This window comes from Paenibacillus sp. J31P316, assembly GCF_056269105.1.
The window spans coordinates 885,331-907,128 of sequence record NZ_JBWDNI010000001.1 but is presented as its reverse complement, the minus strand read 5'-3'; the positions used below and the strand labels follow the sequence as shown (position 1 = coordinate 907,128).

General features: G+C 55.3%; 20 protein-coding genes. 17 read left to right on the top strand and 3 right to left on the bottom strand.

Features of this window, described 5'->3' with window-relative positions:
• Positions 1 to 33 precede the first annotated feature (33 nt).
• The 9 genes from ruvC (at position 34) to AC0YNU_RS03870 (ending at position 8,588) form a co-directional block, all read left to right on the top strand.
• Positions 34 to 537 carry a crossover junction endodeoxyribonuclease RuvC gene (gene ruvC, locus AC0YNU_RS03910; RefSeq protein ID WP_475753304.1) on the top strand — a complete coding sequence of 168 codons (504 nt, stop codon included), beginning with the start codon at positions 34 to 36 and terminating at the stop codon, positions 535 to 537.
• On the top strand, positions 534 to 1,166 hold the full coding sequence (ruvA, locus tag AC0YNU_RS03905) for a Holliday junction branch migration protein RuvA (RefSeq protein WP_475753302.1): 633 nt from the start codon (positions 534 to 536) through the stop codon (positions 1,164 to 1,166). The genes ruvC and ruvA overlap by 4 nt, the downstream gene beginning before the upstream one ends.
• A gap of 19 nt (positions 1,167 to 1,185) precedes the next feature.
• Positions 1,186 to 2,241 (top strand): Holliday junction branch migration DNA helicase RuvB, encoded by a 1,056-nt coding sequence (gene ruvB, locus AC0YNU_RS03900; RefSeq protein WP_475753300.1) that lies wholly within the window; start codon positions 1,186 to 1,188, stop codon positions 2,239 to 2,241.
• Positions 2,241 to 2,687 carry a thiol-disulfide oxidoreductase DCC family protein gene (locus AC0YNU_RS03895; RefSeq protein ID WP_475753298.1) on the top strand — a complete coding sequence of 149 codons (447 nt, stop codon included), beginning with the start codon at positions 2,241 to 2,243 and terminating at the stop codon, positions 2,685 to 2,687. The genes ruvB and AC0YNU_RS03895 overlap by 1 nt, the downstream gene beginning before the upstream one ends.
• Before the next feature lie 178 nt (positions 2,688 to 2,865).
• Positions 2,866 to 5,037, top strand: coding sequence for a SpoIID/LytB domain-containing protein (locus tag AC0YNU_RS03890; protein WP_475753296.1), 2,172 nt, complete (start codon positions 2,866 to 2,868; stop codon positions 5,035 to 5,037).
• 10 nt (positions 5,038 to 5,047) lie between these two features.
• Positions 5,048 to 6,094 (top strand): tRNA preQ1(34) S-adenosylmethionine ribosyltransferase-isomerase QueA, encoded by a 1,047-nt coding sequence (gene queA / locus AC0YNU_RS03885; RefSeq protein ID WP_475753294.1) that lies wholly within the window; start codon positions 5,048 to 5,050, stop codon positions 6,092 to 6,094.
• A 21-nt stretch (positions 6,095 to 6,115) separates the two neighbouring features.
• On the top strand, positions 6,116 to 7,252 hold the full coding sequence (tgt, locus tag AC0YNU_RS03880) for a tRNA guanosine(34) transglycosylase Tgt (protein WP_475753957.1): 1,137 nt from the start codon (positions 6,116 to 6,118) through the stop codon (positions 7,250 to 7,252).
• A gap of 18 nt (positions 7,253 to 7,270) precedes the next feature.
• On the top strand, positions 7,271 to 7,594 hold the full coding sequence (yajC, locus tag AC0YNU_RS03875) for a preprotein translocase subunit YajC (RefSeq protein WP_475753292.1): 324 nt from the start codon (positions 7,271 to 7,273) through the stop codon (positions 7,592 to 7,594).
• A 130-nt stretch (positions 7,595 to 7,724) separates the two neighbouring features.
• Positions 7,725 to 8,588 carry a DUF421 domain-containing protein gene (locus AC0YNU_RS03870; RefSeq protein WP_475753290.1) on the top strand — a complete coding sequence of 288 codons (864 nt, stop codon included), beginning with the start codon at positions 7,725 to 7,727 and terminating at the stop codon, positions 8,586 to 8,588.
• A gap of 76 nt (positions 8,589 to 8,664) precedes the next feature.
• Here the strand turns inward: AC0YNU_RS03870 and AC0YNU_RS03865 are convergent, their stop codons facing one another.
• Positions 8,665 to 9,525: a phosphatase PAP2 family protein gene (locus tag AC0YNU_RS03865; protein ID WP_475753288.1), complete on the bottom strand. Its 861-nt coding sequence runs from the start codon at positions 9,523 to 9,525 to the stop codon at positions 8,665 to 8,667.
• Between the two features lie 112 nt (positions 9,526 to 9,637).
• Positions 9,638 to 10,039 (bottom strand): TIGR04086 family membrane protein, encoded by a 402-nt coding sequence (locus AC0YNU_RS03860; protein WP_475753286.1) that lies wholly within the window; start codon positions 10,037 to 10,039, stop codon positions 9,638 to 9,640.
• 173 nt (positions 10,040 to 10,212) lie between these two features.
• Between AC0YNU_RS03860 and AC0YNU_RS03855 the strand changes: the two genes are divergently transcribed.
• Positions 10,213 to 11,025: a DUF421 domain-containing protein gene (locus tag AC0YNU_RS03855; protein WP_475753284.1), complete on the top strand. Its 813-nt coding sequence runs from the start codon at positions 10,213 to 10,215 to the stop codon at positions 11,023 to 11,025.
• A gap of 86 nt (positions 11,026 to 11,111) precedes the next feature.
• Here the strand turns inward: AC0YNU_RS03855 and spoVB are convergent, their stop codons facing one another.
• Positions 11,112 to 12,737, bottom strand: a complete 1,626-nt coding sequence (spoVB, locus tag AC0YNU_RS03850) for a stage V sporulation protein B (protein ID WP_475753282.1) — start codon at positions 12,735 to 12,737, stop codon at positions 11,112 to 11,114.
• 166 nt (positions 12,738 to 12,903) lie between these two features.
• Between spoVB and AC0YNU_RS03845 the strand changes: the two genes are divergently transcribed.
• The 7 genes from AC0YNU_RS03845 to AC0YNU_RS03815 all read left to right on the top strand — a co-directional run bounded on the left by AC0YNU_RS03845 (position 12,904) and on the right by AC0YNU_RS03815 (position 21,793).
• Entirely contained in the window at positions 12,904 to 13,164 is a 261-nt protein-coding gene (locus tag AC0YNU_RS03845; RefSeq protein ID WP_475753280.1) for a post-transcriptional regulator, read from the top strand.
• 88 nt (positions 13,165 to 13,252) lie between these two features.
• Positions 13,253 to 14,518 (top strand): protein translocase subunit SecD, encoded by a 1,266-nt coding sequence (gene secD / locus AC0YNU_RS03840; protein WP_475753278.1) that lies wholly within the window; start codon positions 13,253 to 13,255, stop codon positions 14,516 to 14,518.
• Positions 14,508 to 15,428, top strand: a complete 921-nt coding sequence (secF, locus tag AC0YNU_RS03835) for a protein translocase subunit SecF (protein ID WP_475753276.1) — start codon at positions 14,508 to 14,510, stop codon at positions 15,426 to 15,428. The genes secD and secF overlap by 11 nt, the downstream gene beginning before the upstream one ends.
• 76 nt (positions 15,429 to 15,504) lie before the next feature.
• Positions 15,505 to 16,416, top strand: a complete 912-nt coding sequence (locus AC0YNU_RS03830) for a cation diffusion facilitator family transporter (protein WP_475753274.1) — start codon at positions 15,505 to 15,507, stop codon at positions 16,414 to 16,416.
• A 54-nt stretch (positions 16,417 to 16,470) separates the two neighbouring features.
• Positions 16,471 to 18,891, top strand: a complete 2,421-nt coding sequence (gene recJ / locus AC0YNU_RS03825) for a single-stranded-DNA-specific exonuclease RecJ (protein WP_475753271.1) — start codon at positions 16,471 to 16,473, stop codon at positions 18,889 to 18,891.
• Positions 18,888 to 19,400, top strand: a complete 513-nt coding sequence (locus AC0YNU_RS03820) for an adenine phosphoribosyltransferase (protein ID WP_475753269.1) — start codon at positions 18,888 to 18,890, stop codon at positions 19,398 to 19,400. Before recJ ends, AC0YNU_RS03820 begins: the two co-directional genes overlap by 4 nt.
• A 206-nt stretch (positions 19,401 to 19,606) precedes the next feature.
• Positions 19,607 to 21,793 (top strand): RelA/SpoT family protein, encoded by a 2,187-nt coding sequence (locus AC0YNU_RS03815; protein ID WP_475753267.1) that lies wholly within the window; start codon positions 19,607 to 19,609, stop codon positions 21,791 to 21,793.
• Positions 21,794 to 21,798: the final 5 nt, after the last annotated feature.

The following is a 21,798-nucleotide window of genomic DNA, read 5'->3' as shown; positions in this document are numbered from 1 at the left end:
AAAATCGCGGTTGGCGTGAGGAGAGAAGAAGCTTTGCGAGTATTAGGCATAGATCCGGGAATCGCCATCGTAGGCTTCGGATTCATCGACAAAGTCGGGAGCAAGCTCGTTCCCGTGCAATACGGTTGCATTACGACGGAAGCGCGCACGCCGCAGGAAGAGCGCTTGAAGCAGGTTTACGAGTCTGCCTGCGCGCTTATGGACCGCTATAAACCAGACACGCTGGGAATCGAGAAGTTGTTCTTTAACCGCAACGTCACGACGGCGTTTTCGGTCGGCCAGGCTAGGGGCGTCGTGATATTGGCGGCTGCTCAGCGGGGGATACCGGTCATGGAGTATACGCCGCTTCAAGTGAAGCAAGCGGTGGTCGGCTACGGCAAGGCGGAGAAGCGGCAGGTGCAGGAAATGGTGAAGATGCTGCTGAAGCTGAGCGCCATTCCGAAGCCGGACGACGTCGCGGATGCGCTCGCGGTGGCGATTTGTCATGCGCACTCTGCCGTTCTAGCGAACAAAATCAATGGGGTGAACCGTTCATGATCGATTATGTAAGAGGCCGGGTCGTCCATCTCGATACGGAATTCGTGGTCGTGGACGTCCATGATATCGGCTATCAAATTTTCACTCCCAATCCGTACGCGTTCGCCAAAAACGACGATATCATTACGATTTATACGCATCATCATGTTCGGGAAGACGCCGCGCTGCTCTTCGGATTCGCAAACCGCGACGAGCAGGCGATGTTCCGCAAGCTGCTGGACGTTTCGGGCATCGGACCGCGCGTAGCGCTTGGCATTCTTGCCGGGGGCAAGCCGGAGACGATCGCCGCCGCGATCCAACAGGAGAATTTGACGTTCCTGACGAAGCTGCCGGGCATCGGGAAGAAAACGGCCCAGCGCATGGTGCTTGACTTGAAGGATAAGCTTGATGCGATTCCGGGCGGATTCAGCTTCGCAGCGGCGGGCATCATGCTGGAGGATCCGGGATCGGGAGCCGCGGAGGCGGAAGGCGGCCAAACCTGGCGCGAGGCGCGCGAGGCGCTGATGACGCTGGGCTATACGGCAGCCGAGCTCGACCGCGCGTGGCAGTCGATGAAGGGGACGGATATTCCGAACGAGTCGGTCGACGCGCTCATGAAGCGGGCGCTGCAGCAATTGTTTAAAGGCTAGTGGAGAGGGGCAAGCGTGAATGGACGAGAGGATTATTTCCGCCAACCTCATGATGGAAGATCAAGCGGTGGAGCTTAGCTTGCGTCCCCGCTATTTGTCCGAATATATCGGTCAGTCGCAAGTGAAAGACAATTTGAAAGTGTTTATCGAAGCGGCGAAGCTGCGCAAAGAGGCCTTGGATCACGTCCTGCTGTACGGGCCGCCAGGACTCGGCAAGACGACGTTGTCGAACATCATTGCCAATGAGCTAGGTGTCAATCTGCGGACGACAAGCGGACCGGCCATCGAACGGCCGGGCGACTTGGCCGCGCTGCTGACGAACCTGCAGGAAGGCGACGTGCTGTTCATCGACGAGATTCACCGCCTTCATCGCACGGTGGAAGAAGTGCTGTATCCGGCGATGGAGGATTTCGCGCTGGATATTATGATCGGCAAAGGTCCAAGCGCACGTTCCGTCCGGCTCGAGCTGCCGCCATTCACGCTGATCGGCGCAACGACGCGCGCCGGGCTGCTGTCGGCGCCGCTTCGCGACCGCTTCGGCGTCGTCAGCCGCCTGGAGTTCTACACGGTCGACGAATTGGCGTACATCGTCACGCGCGCTTCGGAAATTCTCGGCGTCAGCGTGATTGGCGAAGCGGCACAGGAAATCGCCATGCGTTCCCGGGGAACGCCGCGGATCGCCAATCGCCTGCTGAAGCGGGTGCGCGATTTCGCGCAGGTGCGCGGGGATGGCATTGTCACGCATGAACTGGCGCGCTCCGCGCTCGGGCTCATCCAAGTGGATCCGCTCGGGCTCGACAGCATCGATCACAAGATGCTGCGCGCGATGATTACGATTTACCGCGGCGGCCCTGTCGGGCTGGATACGATTGCCGCAACGATCGGCGAGGAAGGGCAGACGATCGAGGATGTTTACGAGCCGTATTTGATGCAGATCGGTTTCCTGCAGCGGACGCCTCGCGGACGTATGGTAACCCCGCTTGCTTATCGCCATTTGGGACTGCCCGTTCCTCAAGATAACGCGGCAATGGGCGATGCGGGAGACGTGAAGGAAGAAGGAGGCGGCTTCGTCTAATGGGCTCTAGAAGGAAACAAGCTGAAGAAGAGAGGCGCGAGAAGCTGATAGTGCTTTACGACGGTACCTGCAATTTATGTTTAGCCAGCGTTCGCCGTTTGAAGGAGCTTCAGTCGACCGCGGTTTTGCGGTTTATTCCCGTTCAGTCTCTCGAGGAAACGTATGAATCGATTCCCGAACTTTCAGCTGTAACCGAAGAACAGCTTCTGACGAAAATGCATGTCGTGGAAATGGATGGCACGATGCATGCCGGGGCTGCGGGCGTCGTTCGTATTTTGAGGACGGTGCGCGGGCTAAGATGGCTTGCGCCGCTATATAAAGTGCCGGGTCTGCGCGGAGCGGCGGATTTCGCCTACCGCTTTATAGCAGGCCGGCGGTATGAATGGTTTGGGAAGACGGACGACAGTTGTCATGACGGAGCCTGTGCGCTGCCCAAAAGGGATTAAGCAAGCAGGTGATTACGAAGCAGTTTTGCTCCGCAAAACTTAAGTCGATGCTTACGAAGCAGTTTTGCTAAAGCAAAACTTAAGCCTACGCTTACGAAGCAGTTTTGCTCCGCAAAACTTAAGCCCATGCTTACGAAGTAGTTTTGCTCCGCAAAACTTTAAGGAGGACGATATAGCCGTGAATGGCGTAAACGTTCATAACGACGGGAATAGGAGATCGGCATGGCGGCTAATCGCGATGCCGAAGGCCAAACGAACGCTTGCGGTCTTTGGGGCCGGTGTCATCGCATTATCGGTATGGACGACGCACCCTACCGAGGGGGCGGCCGTTCCGCAGCTGGACACGATTCGGGTCGGTATCTTCATGAATACGAGCAAGTATACCTTGAACACCGCGGCAGCGACTTTCAGCTCGTCTGGCGGCATGAAGGTCGGCATGAGGCTTCCTTCTTCTATCGTTCCGATGTTCGTGTCAGGGAGCGACGAGTCGGTTCGGTTCACTATGGACGATTATAAGCCCATCCTGCTGGAGACAACGGACTATCTGGCTGCAACTGCCGTCGTGAAGCGCTTAAAGGCACTTGGCGGCTCAGGTATGATGATCGGCGTGAATGATACCCGCGGTAAAGTCTATCAGATCTCGGAAGGCTCGTATGCGTCCGCTGCCGAAGCGAACGCGGCGGGGGACAAGTGGTTGAAGGACGGCACGATTGCCGGTTATGCCGGCAAGGCGGGGAAAGCCGGATTGATCGGGCCGCTTCATCTTGAATCAGGCACGAACTACGCCTCCAAGAACGAAGCCGCGGCGGCTGCCCAGAAACTGACTGCTTCCGGTATCGAGGCCTATGCGGCTATCAAGCAGTCCGGAACGGCAGCAGGCGTCTACACGGTGCTGATCGGCTCGGAAAGCGATCAGGCGGCGTTGAGCGCGCTCGGAGCGCAAGCGAAGCAAGCCGAAGCGGGCTTAACGCTGACTCCAACGGATCCCAAGTCCGCGTATGTACTTATTCGCGACGATTACACTACAGCGGAATCCGTCTCCAAGCCTCCGGTGTCGCTCTATTCCGTTCCTTTGACCGGCGCCAAGCTGTGGCTGGAAACGACGGCCGACACTGGCATCAAGCTGGTGGAACGTTATAGCCGCAGCTACCGAGGTTCGTTCGAAGTGAGCGGACTCGGCAATCGGATGGCGGTCGTCAACGAAGTGCCGTTCGAGCAATACATATCCGCCGTCGTAGGTGCGGAGATGCCGGCTTCCTGGCCGGCTGAAGCGTTGAAAGCGCAGGCGGTAGCTGCCCGCACGTACGCGCTGTACCAAGGGTTTGGCTTTCAGATCGCGCATGTCGTGGATACGACGCTGAGCCAAGCATACGGCGGCATCGGTTCGGAGAAGGCGGCAACGATCGCGGCCGTCGAAGCGACGCGGGGAGAAGTGGCCATGTACGGCGGCAAAGTCATTAATACCGTCTTCTCCTCCAGCGCGGGCGGCTTCACGGCGGATGCGCAAGAAATCTGGGGCAGCAGCTTCGATTATTTGAAGAGCGTGCAAAGCCCGGATACCTCGTCCGAGAACGGATTGTACAAATGGTATCGCGTCGTGACTCCCAATAACCTCGTAGGCTATATTCGCGAGGATCTGCTTGAAGACAGCGGACAGAAGTCGGCAGGCGGACAAGCTCTATTGCGCGTGAAGGGAGCGGGAACGAAGGTTCGTCCGATTCCGCTCGTTCAGGATACCGTGCCGGTAGTGGATACGGTGAACGCAGGGGCGCTTGTTGTCTCATTGGAGAAAGTGACCCAGTCCAACGAAATGTCATGGGTGCGCGGTACGTACTCCGCCGCGGAGCTGCTCAAGCTGACGCAAGGCAAGCTGAGCAAGGCGATCAGCGGGCCGATTCGGACGCTTGAGATCAGCAAGCAGGGCCCTTCCGGAAGACCGACCGAGATCAAGGCGAATGGACAAGCATTAAGCGTGAAAACACCGGATGCTTTCCGCTCTGCGTTCGGAGGCCTGCCAAGCACGCTGTTTAAAATCGACGAGACCGCCAGGTTGACCATTGCCGGAACTGGCGGAGCAACGACCGAGAAGCCTGCGGACGGAAGTGCGACGTACATTCTTGGCGGAAACGGCAAGAAGCAGGAGCTGACGGCTGCGAACTACTTCATAATGAATGGCAGCGGCACCGTCCGCGCCGCGACGAAGGAACCCGCGTTCCGTTTCGTCGGATCCGGCAATGGACACGGCGTCGGATTGTCGCAATACGGCGCGCGCGGGTTGGCAGGACTTGGGTATGACTACAAATATATTATGCAATACTACTACAAAGACGCGAAGATCGTTAAGGAATGACACATAACCGATGAATGTAAACGAATTTGATTTTGAACTGCCGGAACGACTGATTGCACAGACGCCGCTGGCTGATCGTACGTCATCCAGGCTGCTGACGCTGAACAAGGCGACCGGTGAAATCGATCACCATCAGTTCACGAAGCTGGCTGATCTCCTCAATGAGGGCGATACATTGATTCTAAATGACACCCGTGTTATGCCTGCCAGGCTGCTGGGGGTCAAATCCGATACGGGCGCGAAAGTCGAGCTGCTGCTTTTGAAGCAGCTGGCAGGCGACCGTTGGGAGACGCTCGCGAAGCCGGGAAAACGGCTCAGAGTCGGCGCGAAGCTGAGCTTCGGCGACGACGGCAGCGGCGCGCCGCTGTTGCAAGCCGAGATCGTAGACGTAGGCGAGCAGGGCGCGCGAGTGGTGGAATTCCGCTACGAGGGCATTTTCAACGAGCTGCTGGACCGTCTTGGCGAAATGCCGCTCCCGCCCTACATCAAGGAAAGACTGAGCGACCGCGAACGTTACCAGACGGTATACGCGAAGCATGAAGGGTCCGCTGCGGCACCGACCGCTGGCCTTCATTTTACGAAGCCGTTCCTGGAGCAGCTGGAGCGCAAAGGCGTGCAAATCGGCTATATTACGCTGCATGTCGGATTAGGCACGTTCCGGCCGATGTCAGTCGATACGATCGAAGAGCATACGATGCATACCGAATATTACGAGCTGAGCGAAGAAACGGCAGCCATGCTGCGCAGTGCCAAGGCGAGGAACGGGCGGATCGTCGCAGTCGGAACAACTTCCGCAAGAACGCTTGAAACCGTTGCCGCCCGCTTTGCGTATGAAGAGTTACGGGCTTGCAGCGGATGGACCGATATCTTTATTTTCCCGGGCTATGAGTTCAAGCTCGTGAATGCGCTGCTGACGAACTTTCACCTTCCGAAGTCGACGCTCGTCATGCTCGTCAGTGCTTTGGCCGGACGTTCGGCCATCATGCAAGCGTACAAGGAAGCCGTTGAACGGGAGTACCGCTTCTTCAGCTTCGGCGACGCGATGTTTATTTATTAGGAACGAAGAAAGAGGCAGAGCATAGTGGCAATTACTTACGAATTAATAAAGACCTGCAAGCAGACGGGAGCAAGGCTCGGCCGCGTGCATACACCGCATGGCATCATCGAAACGCCGGCATTCATGCCGGTCGGAACGCAGGCGACCGTCAAGACGGTCAGTCCTGAGGAATTGAAGACGATGGACGCGCATATCATCCTGAGCAATACCTACCATTTGTTTGTCCGTCCAGGTCATGAAATCGTGCGCAAAGCAGGCGGTCTCCATAAGTTCATGAACTGGGATCGTCCGATTCTGACCGACAGCGGCGGCTTCCAAGTGTTCAGCTTGAGCAACATGCGCAAGATCAAGGAAGAAGGCGTCGAGTTTCGCAACCATCTGAACGGCGACAAAATGTTCATCTCGCCGGAGAAAGCGATGGAGATTCAAAATGCGCTCGGCTCCGACATCATGATGGCGTTCGACGAATGCGCGCCTTATCCTGCCGAGTACGATTACGTGAAGAATTCGCTGGAACGGACGACTCGCTGGGCGGAGCGGTGTCTTGCTTCTCACAGCCGTCCGCATGACCAGGCATTGTTCGCCATTGTACAAGGCGGCATGTACGAAGACCTGCGGCGTCAAAGCGCGTCCGAGTTGACTTCCATGGATTTCCCGGGGTATGCTATTGGAGGTCTCAGCGTCGGAGAACCGAAAGATCTCATGTATAATGTACTGGATTGTACGGTTCCGCTGCTGCCGGCTAATAAGCCCCGCTATCTGATGGGGGTCGGTTCGCCAGATGCATTGCTAGACGGATCGATTCGCGGCATCGACATGTTCGATTGCGTGCTGCCTACTCGGATCGCGCGTAACGGAACGACGATGACCAGCTCGGGCCGCCTCGTCATCCGCAATGCCAAATTCGCGGAGGATTTCGGTCCGCTGGATCCCGAGTGCAGCTGCTACACGTGCACGAATTACTCGCGTGCTTATATCCGCCATCTGATTAAAGCAGACGAGACGTTCGGCATCCGCCTGACCACGATTCATAACTTGCATTTCCTGCTTGAGCTGATGAGAAACGTACGTCAAGCGATCATGGAAGACCGGCTGCTTGATTTCCGTAATTCCTTCTTTGACAAGTACGGTTTATATGAGAACGATAAAGGATTCTAAGGAAAGGGGTGAAATGAAATGGGAGCAGCATCCTTAATTCCGTTTATTCTTATGTTTGCGGTTTTTTATTTCCTTCTGATCCGTCCGCAGCAACGTAAATCCAAGACGCGCAATGCCATGCTGAGCGCGATCAAGAAGGGCGACAAAATCGTCACGATCGGAGGCATGCACGGTACGATCCTGGAACTTACGGACGATACCGTCGTATTGCGCGTGAATGATTCCACCCGGATTACATTCGACCGCAGCGCAATCAATACGGTCGTTTCCTCCAGCGCGGTCGCAGCGACAACCGTGACGGCAGCAGTGAAAGAAGAGAAAGCAGAAGAGATCAAAGGGTAAGCTTGAAGAACCGGCAGCGCATAGCGCTGCCGGTTTTTTGTCGTTCGGCGCCCTCGTCGGAGGCTCATAGTTTCCAGCATGATGGTAAATACTATGGCGACGACAACGGGATCGAGGTGGAAATGAACGTATGCATTTATGGCTGGAGATTGTGCTGCGCACGCTGACGGCTGTGCTTTTTTTGCTGCTATTGACGAAGGTATTGGGTAAGCGGCAGGTAACGGAGTTGTCCGTATTCGAATACATAACGGGTATCACGATCGGTAATCTCGCGGGCTATGTTTCGTTGGAAGCCGAGAATCATTGGTATTTGGGGATGCTTTCCCTCGGGGTGTGGGCTGCCGTATCGCTCGGCATCGAGTTGCTTCAAATGAAAAGCAAAAAGGCTCGCGATTGGATTGACGGACAGCCAACGGTTCTGATTCAGAAAGGCAAGATTCTGGAAGGCAACCTCAAGAAAGAACGCATAACGACGGACGAACTGATGGAGAGTCTAAGGCGAAAGGACGTCTTCAAGACCGCAGACGTCGAATTTGCCGTCATGGAAGTGAGCGGGGCCATTAACGTCATGCTGAAGGCGGAGAATCAGCCGCTAACGCCCAAAACACTCGGCCTTCGTGTGCAGCCCGAGCATGAACCGCAAGCCGTCATCATGGACGGGAACATTCTTCCCGATCCGCTTCGATCGTCAGGTTATAATGTAGCCTGGCTGAAGAAAGAGCTGAAGAAGTCGAACGTGGAAATAGAGGACGTGTTTCTGGCGCAGATCGATGATTCGGGCAATTTGTACTTCGATCTCTTCGACGACAAGGCCAAATTGCCGAAGCAACCGAAAGGCCAAGCTACGCTGCTTGCGGCTTTGAAGAAATGCGAAGCCGATATGGAAATGTACGGCCTGTTGACGACGGACGAGAAAGAGAAGCTGCAATACGCGGCCTGCTCCAAGCAGCTGCAGCAGCTGATCGACGAGGTGCGACCGTTAATCTACCAATAAGCTAACAAAGCAAAAGCAAAGACCGCAGCACCAGGCTATGTGGCCCGGAAGCTGCGGTCTTTCTAATAATAGACATTTATTTGGCGTCTTCTCGCAAATAGCTGACTGGAGCCGGCGGAACAACCGTGCCGCGCCGGCCGCGAAGCGACCATTTCATCGTGCTTAGCCGGATGCCCATCATGGAAGCGAACGTACCGAGCGCCAGGCCGCCGCACATATCGATGAGCCAGTGAATGCCGAGGTAAAAAATCGAAAAAATAATGATAACGGCGCTGATGCAACAGAGCCAGGCCCAGCGCTTGATCCCGGATCGGACGGCAAGAATGGCTATTGTTACGGAGATCGAGGTGTGCAGACTTGGGAAGCAGTTATCCAACCCCGACAGCGCGCGGTATTGATTCTCGAAATCCGGAAATACCTTCAGCATGAGGAAGCTGACGTTCGGATCTTGATGCCATACTTCACTAACCGGCAAGAATAAAAAGAACGGAATGGCAATCAAGTAGTTGAACATGATCGCAAAGCAGATGGCGCGAAACATGACTTTATTTGGATTCAGGTATGTATAGATACCGACGGAAGCGATGATCAGCGCCTGAAGAACGACGATATACATGAAGGACAAGAACGTCGTCAGCCAATCGCTCTGGAACGTATGCTGGACGTTAGCGACGAAGCTGCCCTCGATGGATTGGAAGAAGCGAGAAAAATCGTACGTTTTCGTAATGTGCTTTTCGATGCGCATCTCAAACTTGTTGCACAGCAGAATGAGAATGAGCGAGAAAAACAGCAAGGCGTATTTGCGGTCGACGATCAATTCTTTAATGAAGAGTCCGCCGATCTTGAAAGGATTCGCTGCAGTCCCGTACCAAATCAGAATGATCACGGTCAAAGTCGTATAGATCGCGACCGTAGTCATGTTGTCAAACAAAGTCATGGTTCTTAATATCCCCCTAAGGTGTTTACGTCGTTACGGTCCGATATAGTATAACACAATTTGCAGGGATGATTACAATTTACAAGCGTGTGGAGGATGCTGGATTGTTTGGTTAGGACCGCTTCGTGTTCACACCGATCATTCCGCCGAAAGAGCCGCAAAGCAGGGTCTCGATCAGCATCGTTAACGTTTTGCCGCTGAAGCCGGTATTGCTGGCCAGAAAGCTGACGAGCAGCACCAGGACGGCGTAAGCGACGCCTAGCATGCCTCCATAGTACCAGCCGCGTTCGCGGGAGCGCCTCCCCGATACGAAGCCTCCTGCCAATGCGGAACAGCCATGGATGACCAAGCTGTAGGTCGGCAGCTCGTTCTCCTGCATGCTGCCCCATCTGAGAAGCGCCGACAGCAGCAGCGCTCCCGCGGCGAGCCAAATGGATGCATACAGAATGCCCGCAAGCAGCGGCGAAGCCATATGCGCTTTCGGTACGTTTTTCATCGCGTTTATCGGTTTCATTAGGGTTCCCTCCTATTCATCTTCTTGTCCATTGTTTATTACAACATATGGCCGAGCCGTCGGGATTAGTACCTTGTCCGATCCCCTTCCAATAATTCGATCCTTTCCATTCGTATGACACGCAGACCATCCGGTGACAATAGTCGTACCTTTACGCAGGGAGGGCGGTTCTGATGGAATACTGGACGCTGTTATTCCGTACGCTTCTCATCTATTTCGTGGTGTTCTTGATCATGCGGGTGATGGGGAAAAGGGAAATCGGCAAGCTGTCGGTCTTCGATTTGGTCATCTCCGTCATGATTGCGGAAATCGCGGTATTTGTGATCGAGGATACGGATCGGCCGATCATGGACGGCATTATGCCAATGGTGATCCTGCTTGTCATTCAGATCGGAATTGCGCTTCTGTCCTTACGATCACGCAGAATGCGGACGTTGTTCGACGGCGAACCGACGGTTATCGTCGATCGGGGTAAATTAAACCGCGACGCGATGCGCAAGCAGCGTTACAACCTGGATGATTTGCTGCTGCAATTCCGGGAAAACAAGACGAACATCGCCGATGTTGAATTTGCGATTTTGGAGACGACGGGCAAGCTGTCCATCGTTCAGAAGGATAAACTCAAGCGTGATTCGCAGGGTGAGTCTCAAGAAAACAATACTGATCAAGATCAAGGTGCCCAAAGCGAGAACCAAACGGGCAAAAACACTTCTCAGAGCGAAAGCCAAGCAGGGAATAAAGAAACGCGTCTGCCTAAAACGTTCCCGCGCAATTACAGGTTCGAAAATTTGCCGGTGCCATTGATCATGGACGGCGAGATCCAAAAGCATAATCTAGAGAAGCTGGACAAAGATCGGTTCTGGTTGAACAATCAGTTGAAGCAGCGCGGCATCATCGACGCGAAGCAGGTGTTTCTGTGCACCATCGATCATCGAGGAGAGCTGTTCATCGATATCAAGCACAGGAAGGGACCTTATCGCCGTTAAGAAGCGCCATCGCCAGCACCAGCACATGCACTGTCATCTGCTGCGTCATTTGCACTTTCACTGCACCGGCATTAGCCGGTGTTTTTTCATGGCCGAAACCATCTTCCGACAATCGGCAGCCTTGCCGCATCGTAACGGTCGATGATACGGAGTACGACCATGAGGATCAAATAGACGATGACGCCGGCCAAGCAGGCCGAGATCAGATTCTGCCACAAGGCAGGCATCGCCTGCAGGTTCATGACCCAGAGGGAGGCTGCGCCCATGATGAACATCGCTGCAGCCACTTTTAGAAAATCGAGCCCCTTCATGCGAAAACCGGTCAATCGGGCTACGCTGATCCAGTGCAGCGCCGTCACGAGGACGATGTTCACGTTGATGGCGATGAGCGCGCCGTAGATGCCGAGAGAGGGCATCGAAGCAAGCTTTACGATGAGGACGAGCTTCACGACCGCTCCGATAAAGGTATTCATGAGCGCCGTCGACGGTTTATCGAGCGCCTGGAGCGCGGCTTGAAGCGGCGCCTGCATATAAATGAACAATCCGATCGGGGCCATCCATTTGAGCATGGGGGCGATTTCCACGTGATTATACAGCAAGCGGCAGATCGGTTCCGCGAACAAGAGCATGACGACGACGAACGGGGCGCCGGTGACCAGACAAAGCCGCATGGATTGATGCAGCCTTTTATGGATCGTCGTCCGATCGCCCTTGGCGGCGGCTTCCGATAAGGAGGGGACGAGAGAGACGGCGAGCGAATAGGTCAAAGCCGTTGGCAGAAGCAAGATCGGTATAATCATGCCTTGCAGCGCGCCATATTGCGCCGTTGCCGCGCCGGTGGCGATTCCTGCTACCAGCAGCGCCCGTGCGGTGAGAATGGACTCCAGCAAGTAGGAGAAGGAGCCGATCATGCGGCTGGCCGTCACCGGAACGGACAGGTTGATCAGCCGCCGCATGACGGAGTCGGGGCGTTTGGAATCGGATTTGATTAGCCCGTAGGACTTCTTCTTCAGCGCAGGATGAATCTGCAGCTCGGCCTCATTGCTTTCCAAGCCGTCATTATGCGCTGCAGGCGGTTTCTTCCGGTCAACGATAAACTGCAGCAGGAGGACGGCAAATCCGGCGACCTCTCCGGCCACAACGCCAAGCATGGCGCCGGCCGCGCCCCATTCCAGTCCGTAGGGCAGCAGCCACTGCGCGAATAGCAAAGCGAATATGATGCGGATGACCGTCTCCATCGTTTGCGATAAGGCAGTCGGTATCATATTGTGTTTGCCTTGGAAATAACCGCGGTAGACAGAGGAGATGCCGATTATAAGCAGCAGCGGGCTCATCATCCGGAATGTCTGGAAGACGCGCGGATCCGTCATCACATGGGTCGAAATCCAGGGCGTCATCCATACGAACAATACGGTAAGCACCGCGGCGAGCATGACGGTCAATGCCATGGCGGCCCGGAAAATCGACTTGACGTGGTGGCTGTTCCCCTGAGATTCCGCTTCGGCGATCGATTTGGCGACGGCCAGCGGGATACCGCCCGTTATGAGCGTAAGCAGCACGATCAGAAACGGATAGCCGAGCTGATAAATCCCGACGCCCTCGGCGCCGATGATACGGGGCAGCGCGATGCGAGGCACGAAGGCAAGGATGCGGTTGACGATCCCTGCAGCCAGCAGGATCAGGGCTCCTTTGATAAACGTTTGCTTGGTCAATGGGTTCCTCTCCCTCTACCATGAACATGTCCTATCTTCATGCTTATGCGCGGCATGTCCCCTTCCATGCAGTCATTTTTTGGAGAAAGAACCGTGCCGGCAGGAATGCAGACATTGACAGCGAATGTAAAGGGTTGGAGAGACATCGAGGCGAGGGGGTCGTGGAATGGAATATGACGATAGGCCGTTATCGGATGAAGATTGGGTCGCGACCATCGAATATTTATGCAAGAGCAAAGCTGACGAATTCAAGCTGTTCGGCTACGATTACGTAACCGGCGGGGAAGTGTGGCACTGCGTCAGCGAGAAATACGCCAAGACCGGAGAGCCGGCCAGACATCAGGTCGTAAATGACATACTTTCGTTAAAAGTGACAAGATTTATGAACTTTATTACGCTAAGCGCGTATAAAGGGACCCATTTTTAACGAGTGGGCTCTTTTTTTTGACTCGATTTTGAGGCATCGGTATAATAGGAATATTGAACAGAGCACTTAAGGGGGAACTGAGGGTATTATGAATCGTCGACTGTTAGCGTTTTTACTCATCGTCGTCGTCTCGATCGGCGTCGTTGCAGGCTTGTCCAAGTGGGTCATGGACGATGTAAAGCTTGGCCTGGATTTGAAAGGCGGATTCGAGATTTTATACGAAGCCGAGCCGATTGAAGCCGGCGGAACAGTAACAAAGGAATCATTGAATGAAACTGCGAAGAGCCTCGAGGCCCGTGCCAATGCGACTGGCGTCGCCGAGCCGGAAGTCACGACCGAAGGCGACAACCGGATCCGAGTCAAAATCGCGGGCGTAACCGACGAAGCGAAAGTAAGGGACGTCCTGAAGAAACCGGCTGAACTGACTTTCCGCAGTGCCCGCGGCTGCGCGGCCGATGCAGGCTACTGTACTGTGGAGCTTCACGGCAGCGATTTCAAGCAAAACGGCGCTGACGTCGTTCAAACGAACTTGAACCAATACGAAATCACGATCAAGCTCAAGAGCGCGAAGCAATTCGCGGAAGTTACGAGCGAAGTGGCCAAGCTGACTCCAAACAATCAGCTTGCGATCTACCTGGACGACGTTCAATTGTCCGCGCCGAACGTCGAGCAGGAAATCAACAGCTCCGATGCCGTCATCAACGGCACGTTTACGCGCGATGAAGCGAATAATTTGAAGGACACGATCAACCTTGGCGCGCTGCCGCTGAAGCTGACCGAGAAATACACGCAGAGCGTAGGCGCTACGCTCGGCAAGAAGTCGCTCGACGAAACCGTCGAAGCGGGCGCGATCGCAACGGTCGTCATCCTGCTGTTCATGATGATCTTCTATCGCCTGCCTGGCGTGATCGCCAGCATTTCCATTATCGTATTTATCTGGCTGCTGCTGCTTGGCTTCAATCTCATTCACGCCACGCTGACGCTGCCGGGCATCGCCGCCTTCATTCTCGGAATCGGGATGGCGGTCGACGCCAATATCATTATGGCGGAACGGATCCGCGAGGAGCTGCGCAGCGGCAAGAGCATTTTGTCGTCGCAGAAATCGGGCTCCAAGCATTCTTTCCGGACGATCATCGATGCGCACGTCACGACGGCGATCGCGGCGCTCGTGCTGTTCTTTATCGGGGTAGGTTCGGTTAAAGGCTTTGCCGTCATCCTGCTGCTTAGTATCGCAATGAGTATTTTGACGAACGTATTCTTCTCGCGCTTGCTCCTCACGCTCCTTATCCGCAGCGGCATTGTCAAGAAGAAATCCAACTTCGGCGTAAAGGAGAGTGAAGTGCGTGCACTATAAAGCATTCGATAACGTCTCGGACAAAAGGTTCAGCATTGTTGCCAAAGCCCGTTACTTCTTTATTTTCTCGATTATCATTACCATTCTCGGCATCGCCACGCTCCTCTATCACGGCTTGAATTACGGAGTCGACTTCAAGGCAGGCTCCAGCGTTGATATTTCGTTCCAGAAGGACGTAAGCGGCCAAAAAGAAGCGCTCGAGCAGTATTTGAAAGACAATGACTTCGGAACGCCGGGCATGACGTTCGGCGCGAAGCGCGTGACGCTTCGTTTCGACGACGTGCTGACGGATACCAAAGAGAAGGCGCTGAAGCAAGGCATCGCCGACAAGTTCGACAAAGGCGCGTCGATGGAAGTCAACACCGTTGACGTCGAAATCGCGAAGGAGCTGCAAGGCAACGCGCTTAAAGCCGTGCTCGTCGCCAGCATCGGGATCGTCATCTACGTCAGCATCCGGTTCGAATGGCGCTTTGCGATCGCGGCCATCGTCGCGCTGCTTCACGATGCTTTCATCGTTATCAGCCTATTCTCGATCTTCAAGCTGGAAGTCAACCTGCCGTTTATCGTGGCGGTGCTGACTATTATCGGTTACTCGATCAACGATACGATCGTTATCTTCGACCGGGTGCGAGAGAATCTTCGGTTCGCTAAGCTCAAGACGAACGATGACATTGCCAACGTCGTCAACGCGAGTATTTGGCAGACGATGTCCCGTTCCATCAATACGGTCATGACCGTTCTCTTCGCTACCGTGTGTCTGTTGATCTTCGGAAGCGAATCGATTCGGATGTTCTCGCTGGCGGTTCTGTTCGGGCTTATCAGCGGCGCGTATTCGTCGATCTTCATTGCCAGCCCGCTCTGGCTTGCGATGAAACGCAGACAAAAACCAAAAACGAATGTCAAGTCTTAGGCTGCATCGTAGTAAGCTAGATAGTAGAGCAGCGTTAATTAAAGAAGTACCACGTTACATCATTCAGGAGGCGTCCATGACAGCGAACCAACGTTATGCCAAGGCGGAGTCTGCAGCATGGACCGGACTTATCGGCAATGTCTGCATCGCAGCGGTTAAAGCCGGGGTTGGCGTTATGGCGGGCAGCAAATCGCTGCTTGCCGATGCCTGCCGATCGGCTTCCGAGGCTGCCGCCTCGTTTGTCTCCTTGACCGGCATCCGCCGGTGCAGACAATTCGGTACGCCCGACGCGCCGGTCCCCGCTTCCCGGGGACGTTCGGAGGCTGCGTCCGGCGTGCTGGCATCCCTATTGCTGATGATCGTCGGTCTCGAGATCGGAATATCCGCCATTAAGTCGATTGCGGACGGCGTCGACGATAGTCCAAGCTGGCCGGCGGCCGCGGTCGTCCTCGGAGTTTTCATCCTGAAGGAAGTCGGCTTCTCTGCGAAAGAACGGGGTACTGACTTCTATGCTTCGCTTGCCGCGCTTGTAGGCACCGGCGGATCGATGCTCGGCCATCCGCTGGGCCTGCATCTGCTGTATTATCTGGATCCAGCTGCTTCGCTGATCATCGTCGTGATCGTGTTCAGCAGCGGCTACCGCGTCGCATCGGCTTCCGTCATGCGAAGCCGTTTTCTCGAAGTCGAGCCTTCCGACCTGTCAGAGCTGAAAGCCGTCGTTCTGCGCATGGAAGGCGTCATCGAAATCGAGGTGCTGCGCGCTCGGGAGCATGGGCATTATGCGGTTGCGGAAGTCGTCATCAGCGTGAATCCGCGTATCTCGGTGCTGGAAGGCAACGAAATCGCGAAGCGCGTCCGGGAGTTTCTCATGAAGCGCTTTAATCACATGACCGAAGTAACCGTACATGTCGAGCCTTACGATCCGGGGTATCCGTATAAAACAAATCACGATTCCAATCAGGAACAATTGACAACGCTACTGCAATAGCAGCAGCGTTCGTTTTTTTTGATACTCAAGAACAGAAGAGAGGTGACAAGCGACTTGCTTCAATCGAAAACACGCTGGAACCTCGCATCGCTGGATGTGGAAGGCGAGGCGCGCGCAGCCGTGCTCGCGCGTTCGCTATCCCTTACGCCGCTTGTCGCAAGACTGCTGGTGCAGCGCGGTTATGACCGCGTGGACGCCGCAAGGCAGTTCCTGGACGGCGGCGCGGAATGTCTGCACGACCCCTTCCTGCTGAAAGGGATGAAGGAGGCCGCCGATCGTATCTCGCTTGCCCGCGAACGCGCCGAACGGGTTCGTATCTATGGCGATTATGACGCGGACGGCGTTTCCTCCACGACGCTCATGACGTATCTGTTTACGCGGCTGGAGATGAATTTCGATCATTACATTCCCCATCGTACGCTCGAAGGCTATGGATTAAACAACAAGGCGCTCGATGCCGCTGCGGCGGCCGGCGTAACCTTGATCGTCACCGTCGATACGGGAATCAGCGCCGTGGCGGAAATCGCATACGCGGCCGGGCTTGGCATTGACGTCGTTGTCACCGACCATCATGAGCCCCCTCATGAATTGCCAGCCGCTTACGCCATCGTGAATCCGAAGCAAGAAGACTGCGGTTACCCGTTCAAAGGCTTGGCAGGTGTTGGCGTAGCCTTCAAGCTGGCGACGGCGCTCCTGGGAGAGCCGCCGCTGGAATGGACGGACGTTGTAGCGCTGGGCACGATCGCGGATCTCATGCCGCTGACGGACGAGAACCGGGTGCTCGTTCGATTCGGACTGGAGCAGCTCCGTCAGACGGACAAGCCTGGCTTCCGCGCCTTGGCCGAAGTTGCGGGCGTCGAGATGCCTGCATTGCTGGCCACGCATATCGCATTCAGCATGGCACCGCGAATCAATGCGGCAGGCAGGCTGGAGCATGCGAACAGCGCGGTTGCCTTGCTTACCTCCGTCTCCGACGAAGAGGCGGCTGCAGGCGCTCTACATCTCGATATCCTGAATAAAGCGCGTCAGGGGATCGTCGAGGAGATCGTGCAGGAAGCACAAGCGATGTGGGCCGCCAAGTGCGAAGCCGCCAAAGCGGCGGAGAAACGCGAGCCGTCCGTCATCATCCTCGCCGGCGAAGGCTGGAATCCGGGCGTCGTCGGTATCGTAGCCTCCAAAATGATCGAAAAGCATTACAAGCCGACGATCATTCTCGGCATGGATGCGGAGACCGGCAAATGCAAAGGATCCGCCCGTTCCATTGAAGGATACGATCTGCACGCCGCGCTTACCGAATGCGAGCAATGGCTCGATCATTACGGCGGCCACCAAGCGGCTGCGGGCATGACGCTTCACCGCGACAATTTGACGCCTTTCGAAGAGAAACTCTCGCAGCTGGCGGATGATTGGTTGCAGGCGGACGACTGGATTCCGAAGCTGACGATCGATCTCGCCTGCAAGATGGAAGACGCGACGCTGAAAGTGCGCGAGCAGCTGTCGAAGCTGGAGCCCTTCGGAGCTGGCAACGCTTCGCCGAAGCTGCTGCTCACCGGCATCACGCTGGCGGACCGCAAAACGATGGGGAAAGAGCATACCCATCTGAAGCTGGCGCTCGCCGGACAAGGGAAAATGCTGGATGCCGTCGGCTTCGGCTATGGCTACCTGGCGGAGCGGCTTGCGAACGGAGCATCGGTCGAGGTTGTCGGCGAACTGGCGATCAATGAATGGAACGGTCAGCGCAAGGCGCAGTTTATGCTCAGTGATTTGCGCGTTCCTCATATCCAGCTGTTCGATAAGCGCAATGAACCGGACTGCGAGTCATTCGTCTCCTTGGAGCGGTTGTTTGCCTCATCCGGTTTTGAAGGCGCGCAAGGGGTGCTTCTCGTGCCTAACGAACCCTGGGCGGAAGCAGCGGAACGATCGGATCGCGTGAAGCTTCCTCCAGGATTTCGGCTCTTGACATATGCCTCGCTCATAGGGCAAAGTGTACATTGTCGCCATTTGACCGTACACGGAAAACCGCCGGCCGCAGAGCTGCTTTCGAAGGCAGTGGAAGCGTGCCAAGGGCTTGAATCCGTTCATCTTCTCTATGATTTCGAGAAGGAGCAGGGACCGTTTCCTTCGCGTGAGCAATTCGGTCAGTTGTACCAGCTGCTTCGGCGCGAATGCCCGATTCCGGATGCGGGCAGCAGGGAACGACTGGCAGCGAAGCTGAACCGCTCCGCGCCGAGCATCGATTTGATGCTGAGCGTGTTCGAGGAGCTGGAATTTATCGCCTTCGCGAATGGAACGATCGAGCTGAGCGCGGTAACGGGCAAGAAGGAGCTGACGCTTTCGCGGAAATACCGCGAAGGTCGCCGATCGGCTGAATCCGATTCCGTTCTTGCCATGCCGGTCAAGCAGCTGACGGAATGGCTGGCGGTTCAAGCCAGCATTAATCAAAATGAACAAAACGAAGGAGTCCTCCAAGCATGAATTATAAAGAACATATCCGCGTGATCCCCGATTTCCCGCAACCGGGCATCCGTTTCAAAGACATCACTACGCTGACGAACAACGGCGTCGTCTATGCGGCAGCCATCAATGAAATCAAAGAAGCGGTTCAGAACAAGCAGATCGATCTAATCGCGGGACCGGAAGCGCGCGGCTTCATCATCGGCGCGCCGCTCGCCGTCGCAATGGGCGTCGGCTTCGTTCCGATTCGCAAGAGCGGCAAGCTTCCGGGCGAAGTTGTCGAAGCCAGCTATGATTTGGAATACGGCAAAGACAAGCTGACGATCCATAAGGATGCGATCAAGCCCGGCCAAAAGGTGCTCATCGCCGATGATTTGCTCGCGACGGGCGGAACCATCGCGACGACGATCAACCTGATCGAGCAGCTCGGCGGCGAGGTAGTCGGCGCTGCGTTTCTGATCGAACTCGGTTATTTGGACGGCCGCAGCAAGCTCGGCGACATCGACATTTTCTCGCTCGTCACGTACTAATAAAGACCGTCAAACGCCGGACACGGGAGCTATCGCTTCTGTCGTCCGGCGTTCTCGATTGCGGAGGTTGACGGAAAGGCTTGAAAACAGGCATAATAATAGGAAAAACTCGGGCAATACGATCACGTCGGACCATTTCATGATTTCGAATGATTTGGAGAGCCAAGGCGCCTCGCAGACGCGTGCTTTTCCGGAAAGGGACATTCATGGGCATAGAGCAGCTACTCGATAAAGCATCAACCTATATGAAGGAACAAGACTTGGTACGGATTACGGAAGCTTACGAATTCGCCGATCAGGCCCATCACGGGCAGGTGCGCAAATCGGGAGAGCCGTATATTTTACATCCCGTTGCCGTCGCTGAAATTCTCGTCAATATGCAAATGGACGTATTGTCGATTATTGCGGCGCTCCTTCATGACGTGGTTGAAGATACGACCGTCCCGCTGGAGGAAGTCCGCTCCCGGTTCGGCGAGGCATGCGCTGCCGTCGTGGATGGACTCACCAAGCTGGAGAAAATCCAGTTCCGCTCCAAGGAAGAGCAGCAGAACGAGAATTACCGCAAAATGTTCGTCGCCATGGCGCAGGATATGCGGGTCATTCTAATCAAGCTGGCCGATCGGCTGCACAATATGCGCACGCTCAAATATCAATCCGAAGAAGCGCAGCGCCGGATCGCCTACGAGACGCTCGAAATCTTCTGTCCGATCGCGCATCGGCTCGGTATTTCCGCGATCAAGTGGGAGATGGAGGACATCGCCCTTCGTTACTTGAATCCGCAGCAATACTACCGCATTGCCAATCTGATGAAGAAGAAGCGCGCGGAGCGGGAGCAGTACATCGACGATGTCATCGGACGCATTCGCGAGAAGCTGGACGACATGGGCATCGAAGGCGATATTTCCGGCCGTCCGAAGCATATCTACAGCATTTATAAGAAAATGACCGCGCGCAGCAAGCAGTTCAACGAGATTTACGACCTGCTTGCGATCCGCATTATCGTTGAAAATATTAAAGATTGCTATGCGACGCTCGGCATCATCCACACGCTGTGGAAGCCGATGCCGGGACGCTTCAAGGATTATATCGCCATGCCGAAGGCGAATATGTACCAGTCGCTGCATACGACCGTCATCGGTCCGACCGGCGAACCGACGGAAGTGCAGATCCGCACGTGGGAGATGCACCGGACGTCCGAGTTCGGTATCGCGGCCCACTGGGCTTACAAAGAAGGCGGCGTCGTCCCGAGCGGATCGTTCGAGGACAAAATGACGCTGTTCCGCGAAATCATCGAGCTGCAGCATGAGGCGAGCGACGCATCGGAATTTGTCGAATCGCTGAAGATGGATTTCTTTTCCGACCTTGTATTCGTGTTTACGCCGAAAGGCGAGGTGTTCGAGCTTCCAGCCGGCGCCGTGCCGCTCGATTTTGCCTACCGCATTCATACGGAGGTCGGTAATCGGACGATCGGCTCCAAGGTCAATGGCCGCATCGTGCCGCTCGATTATAAGCTCAAGACCGGCGACATCGTAGAGATTCTGACCTCCAAGCATTCGTACGGACCGAGCCAGGATTGGATCAAGATCGCGCAGTCTTCGCACGCGCGCAGCAAGATCAAGCAATGGTTCAAGAAGGAACGCCGCGAAGAGAACGTCGTCAAAGGCCGGGATGCGATCGAGCGCGAGCTGAAGCGTCTCGGACTCGAACCGTCGAGCTTCATGTCGGATGCTCAGCTGCAGGAAGCAGCGTACAAATATACGTTCAATGATATCGACGACATGCTGTCGGCTGTCGGATTCGGGGGCATCACCGCCGCTCAAATTTGTACCAAGCTGACCGAGAAGATGCGCAAGGAAGCCGAAGAAGCGAACCAAATCGAGCTGTCCAACGAAATGAAGGAAGTCGTAAAATCGTCGCCTTCGCTGCGCAAGACTCGTCCTACGCACGGCGTTTCCGTTAAAGGCGTCGACAATTTGCTTGTCCGTTTCGCACGCTGCTGCAACCCGGTTCCGGGAGATACCATCGTCGGCTACATTACGCGCGGCCGAGGCGTATCCGTTCACCGCGCGGACTGCACGAACTTGACGTCAAGCGCGGACGGAGAAGAAGCGGCGCGCATGATCGAAGTGGACTGGGAAGAGTCGGTCGAGGCGAACTATAGCGTCGATATTGAAATTACCGGCCATGACCGTTCGGGCCTTCTGAACGAAGTGCTCCAGGCGGTGTCGGAGATCAAGACGAATATATCGGAAGTGTCCGCCCGTTCGGATAAAAACAAGCTGGCGATGATTCATATGACGGTGCTCATCCGCAACATCGAGCATCTGCAATCCGTCGTGGAGCGCATCAAACGGGTCAAGGATATCTATTCCGTTCATCGTATCATGCAGTAACGAAT

What these genes read in the sequence shown, in the direction of transcription:
- AC0YNU_RS03845 (WP_475753280.1), top strand. Translation starts at nt 12,904, where the DNA reads ATGGAATATGACGATAGGCCGTTATCGGATGAAGATTGGGTCGCGACC.
- secD (WP_475753278.1), top strand. Translation starts at nt 13,253, where the DNA reads ATGAATCGTCGACTGTTAGCGTTTTTACTCATCGTCGTCGTCTCGATC.
- AC0YNU_RS03860 (WP_475753286.1), bottom strand. Translation starts at nt 10,039, where the DNA reads ATGAAACCGATAAACGCGATGAAAAACGTACCGAAAGCGCATATGGCT.
- yajC (WP_475753292.1), top strand. Translation starts at nt 7,271, where the DNA reads ATGGGAGCAGCATCCTTAATTCCGTTTATTCTTATGTTTGCGGTTTTT.
- AC0YNU_RS03855 (WP_475753284.1), top strand. Translation starts at nt 10,213, where the DNA reads ATGGAATACTGGACGCTGTTATTCCGTACGCTTCTCATCTATTTCGTG.
- AC0YNU_RS03865 (WP_475753288.1), bottom strand. Translation starts at nt 9,525, where the DNA reads ATGACTTTGTTTGACAACATGACTACGGTCGCGATCTATACGACTTTG.
- ruvA (WP_475753302.1), top strand. Translation starts at nt 534, where the DNA reads ATGATCGATTATGTAAGAGGCCGGGTCGTCCATCTCGATACGGAATTC.
- ruvB (WP_475753300.1), top strand. Translation starts at nt 1,186, where the DNA reads ATGGACGAGAGGATTATTTCCGCCAACCTCATGATGGAAGATCAAGCG.
- queA (WP_475753294.1), top strand. Translation starts at nt 5,048, where the DNA reads ATGAATGTAAACGAATTTGATTTTGAACTGCCGGAACGACTGATTGCA.
- AC0YNU_RS03870 (WP_475753290.1), top strand. Translation starts at nt 7,725, where the DNA reads ATGCATTTATGGCTGGAGATTGTGCTGCGCACGCTGACGGCTGTGCTT.
- AC0YNU_RS03820 (WP_475753269.1), top strand. Translation starts at nt 18,888, where the DNA reads ATGAATTATAAAGAACATATCCGCGTGATCCCCGATTTCCCGCAACCG.
- AC0YNU_RS03815 (WP_475753267.1), top strand. Translation starts at nt 19,607, where the DNA reads ATGGGCATAGAGCAGCTACTCGATAAAGCATCAACCTATATGAAGGAA.
- AC0YNU_RS03895 (WP_475753298.1), top strand. Translation starts at nt 2,241, where the DNA reads ATGGGCTCTAGAAGGAAACAAGCTGAAGAAGAGAGGCGCGAGAAGCTG.
- AC0YNU_RS03830 (WP_475753274.1), top strand. Translation starts at nt 15,505, where the DNA reads ATGACAGCGAACCAACGTTATGCCAAGGCGGAGTCTGCAGCATGGACC.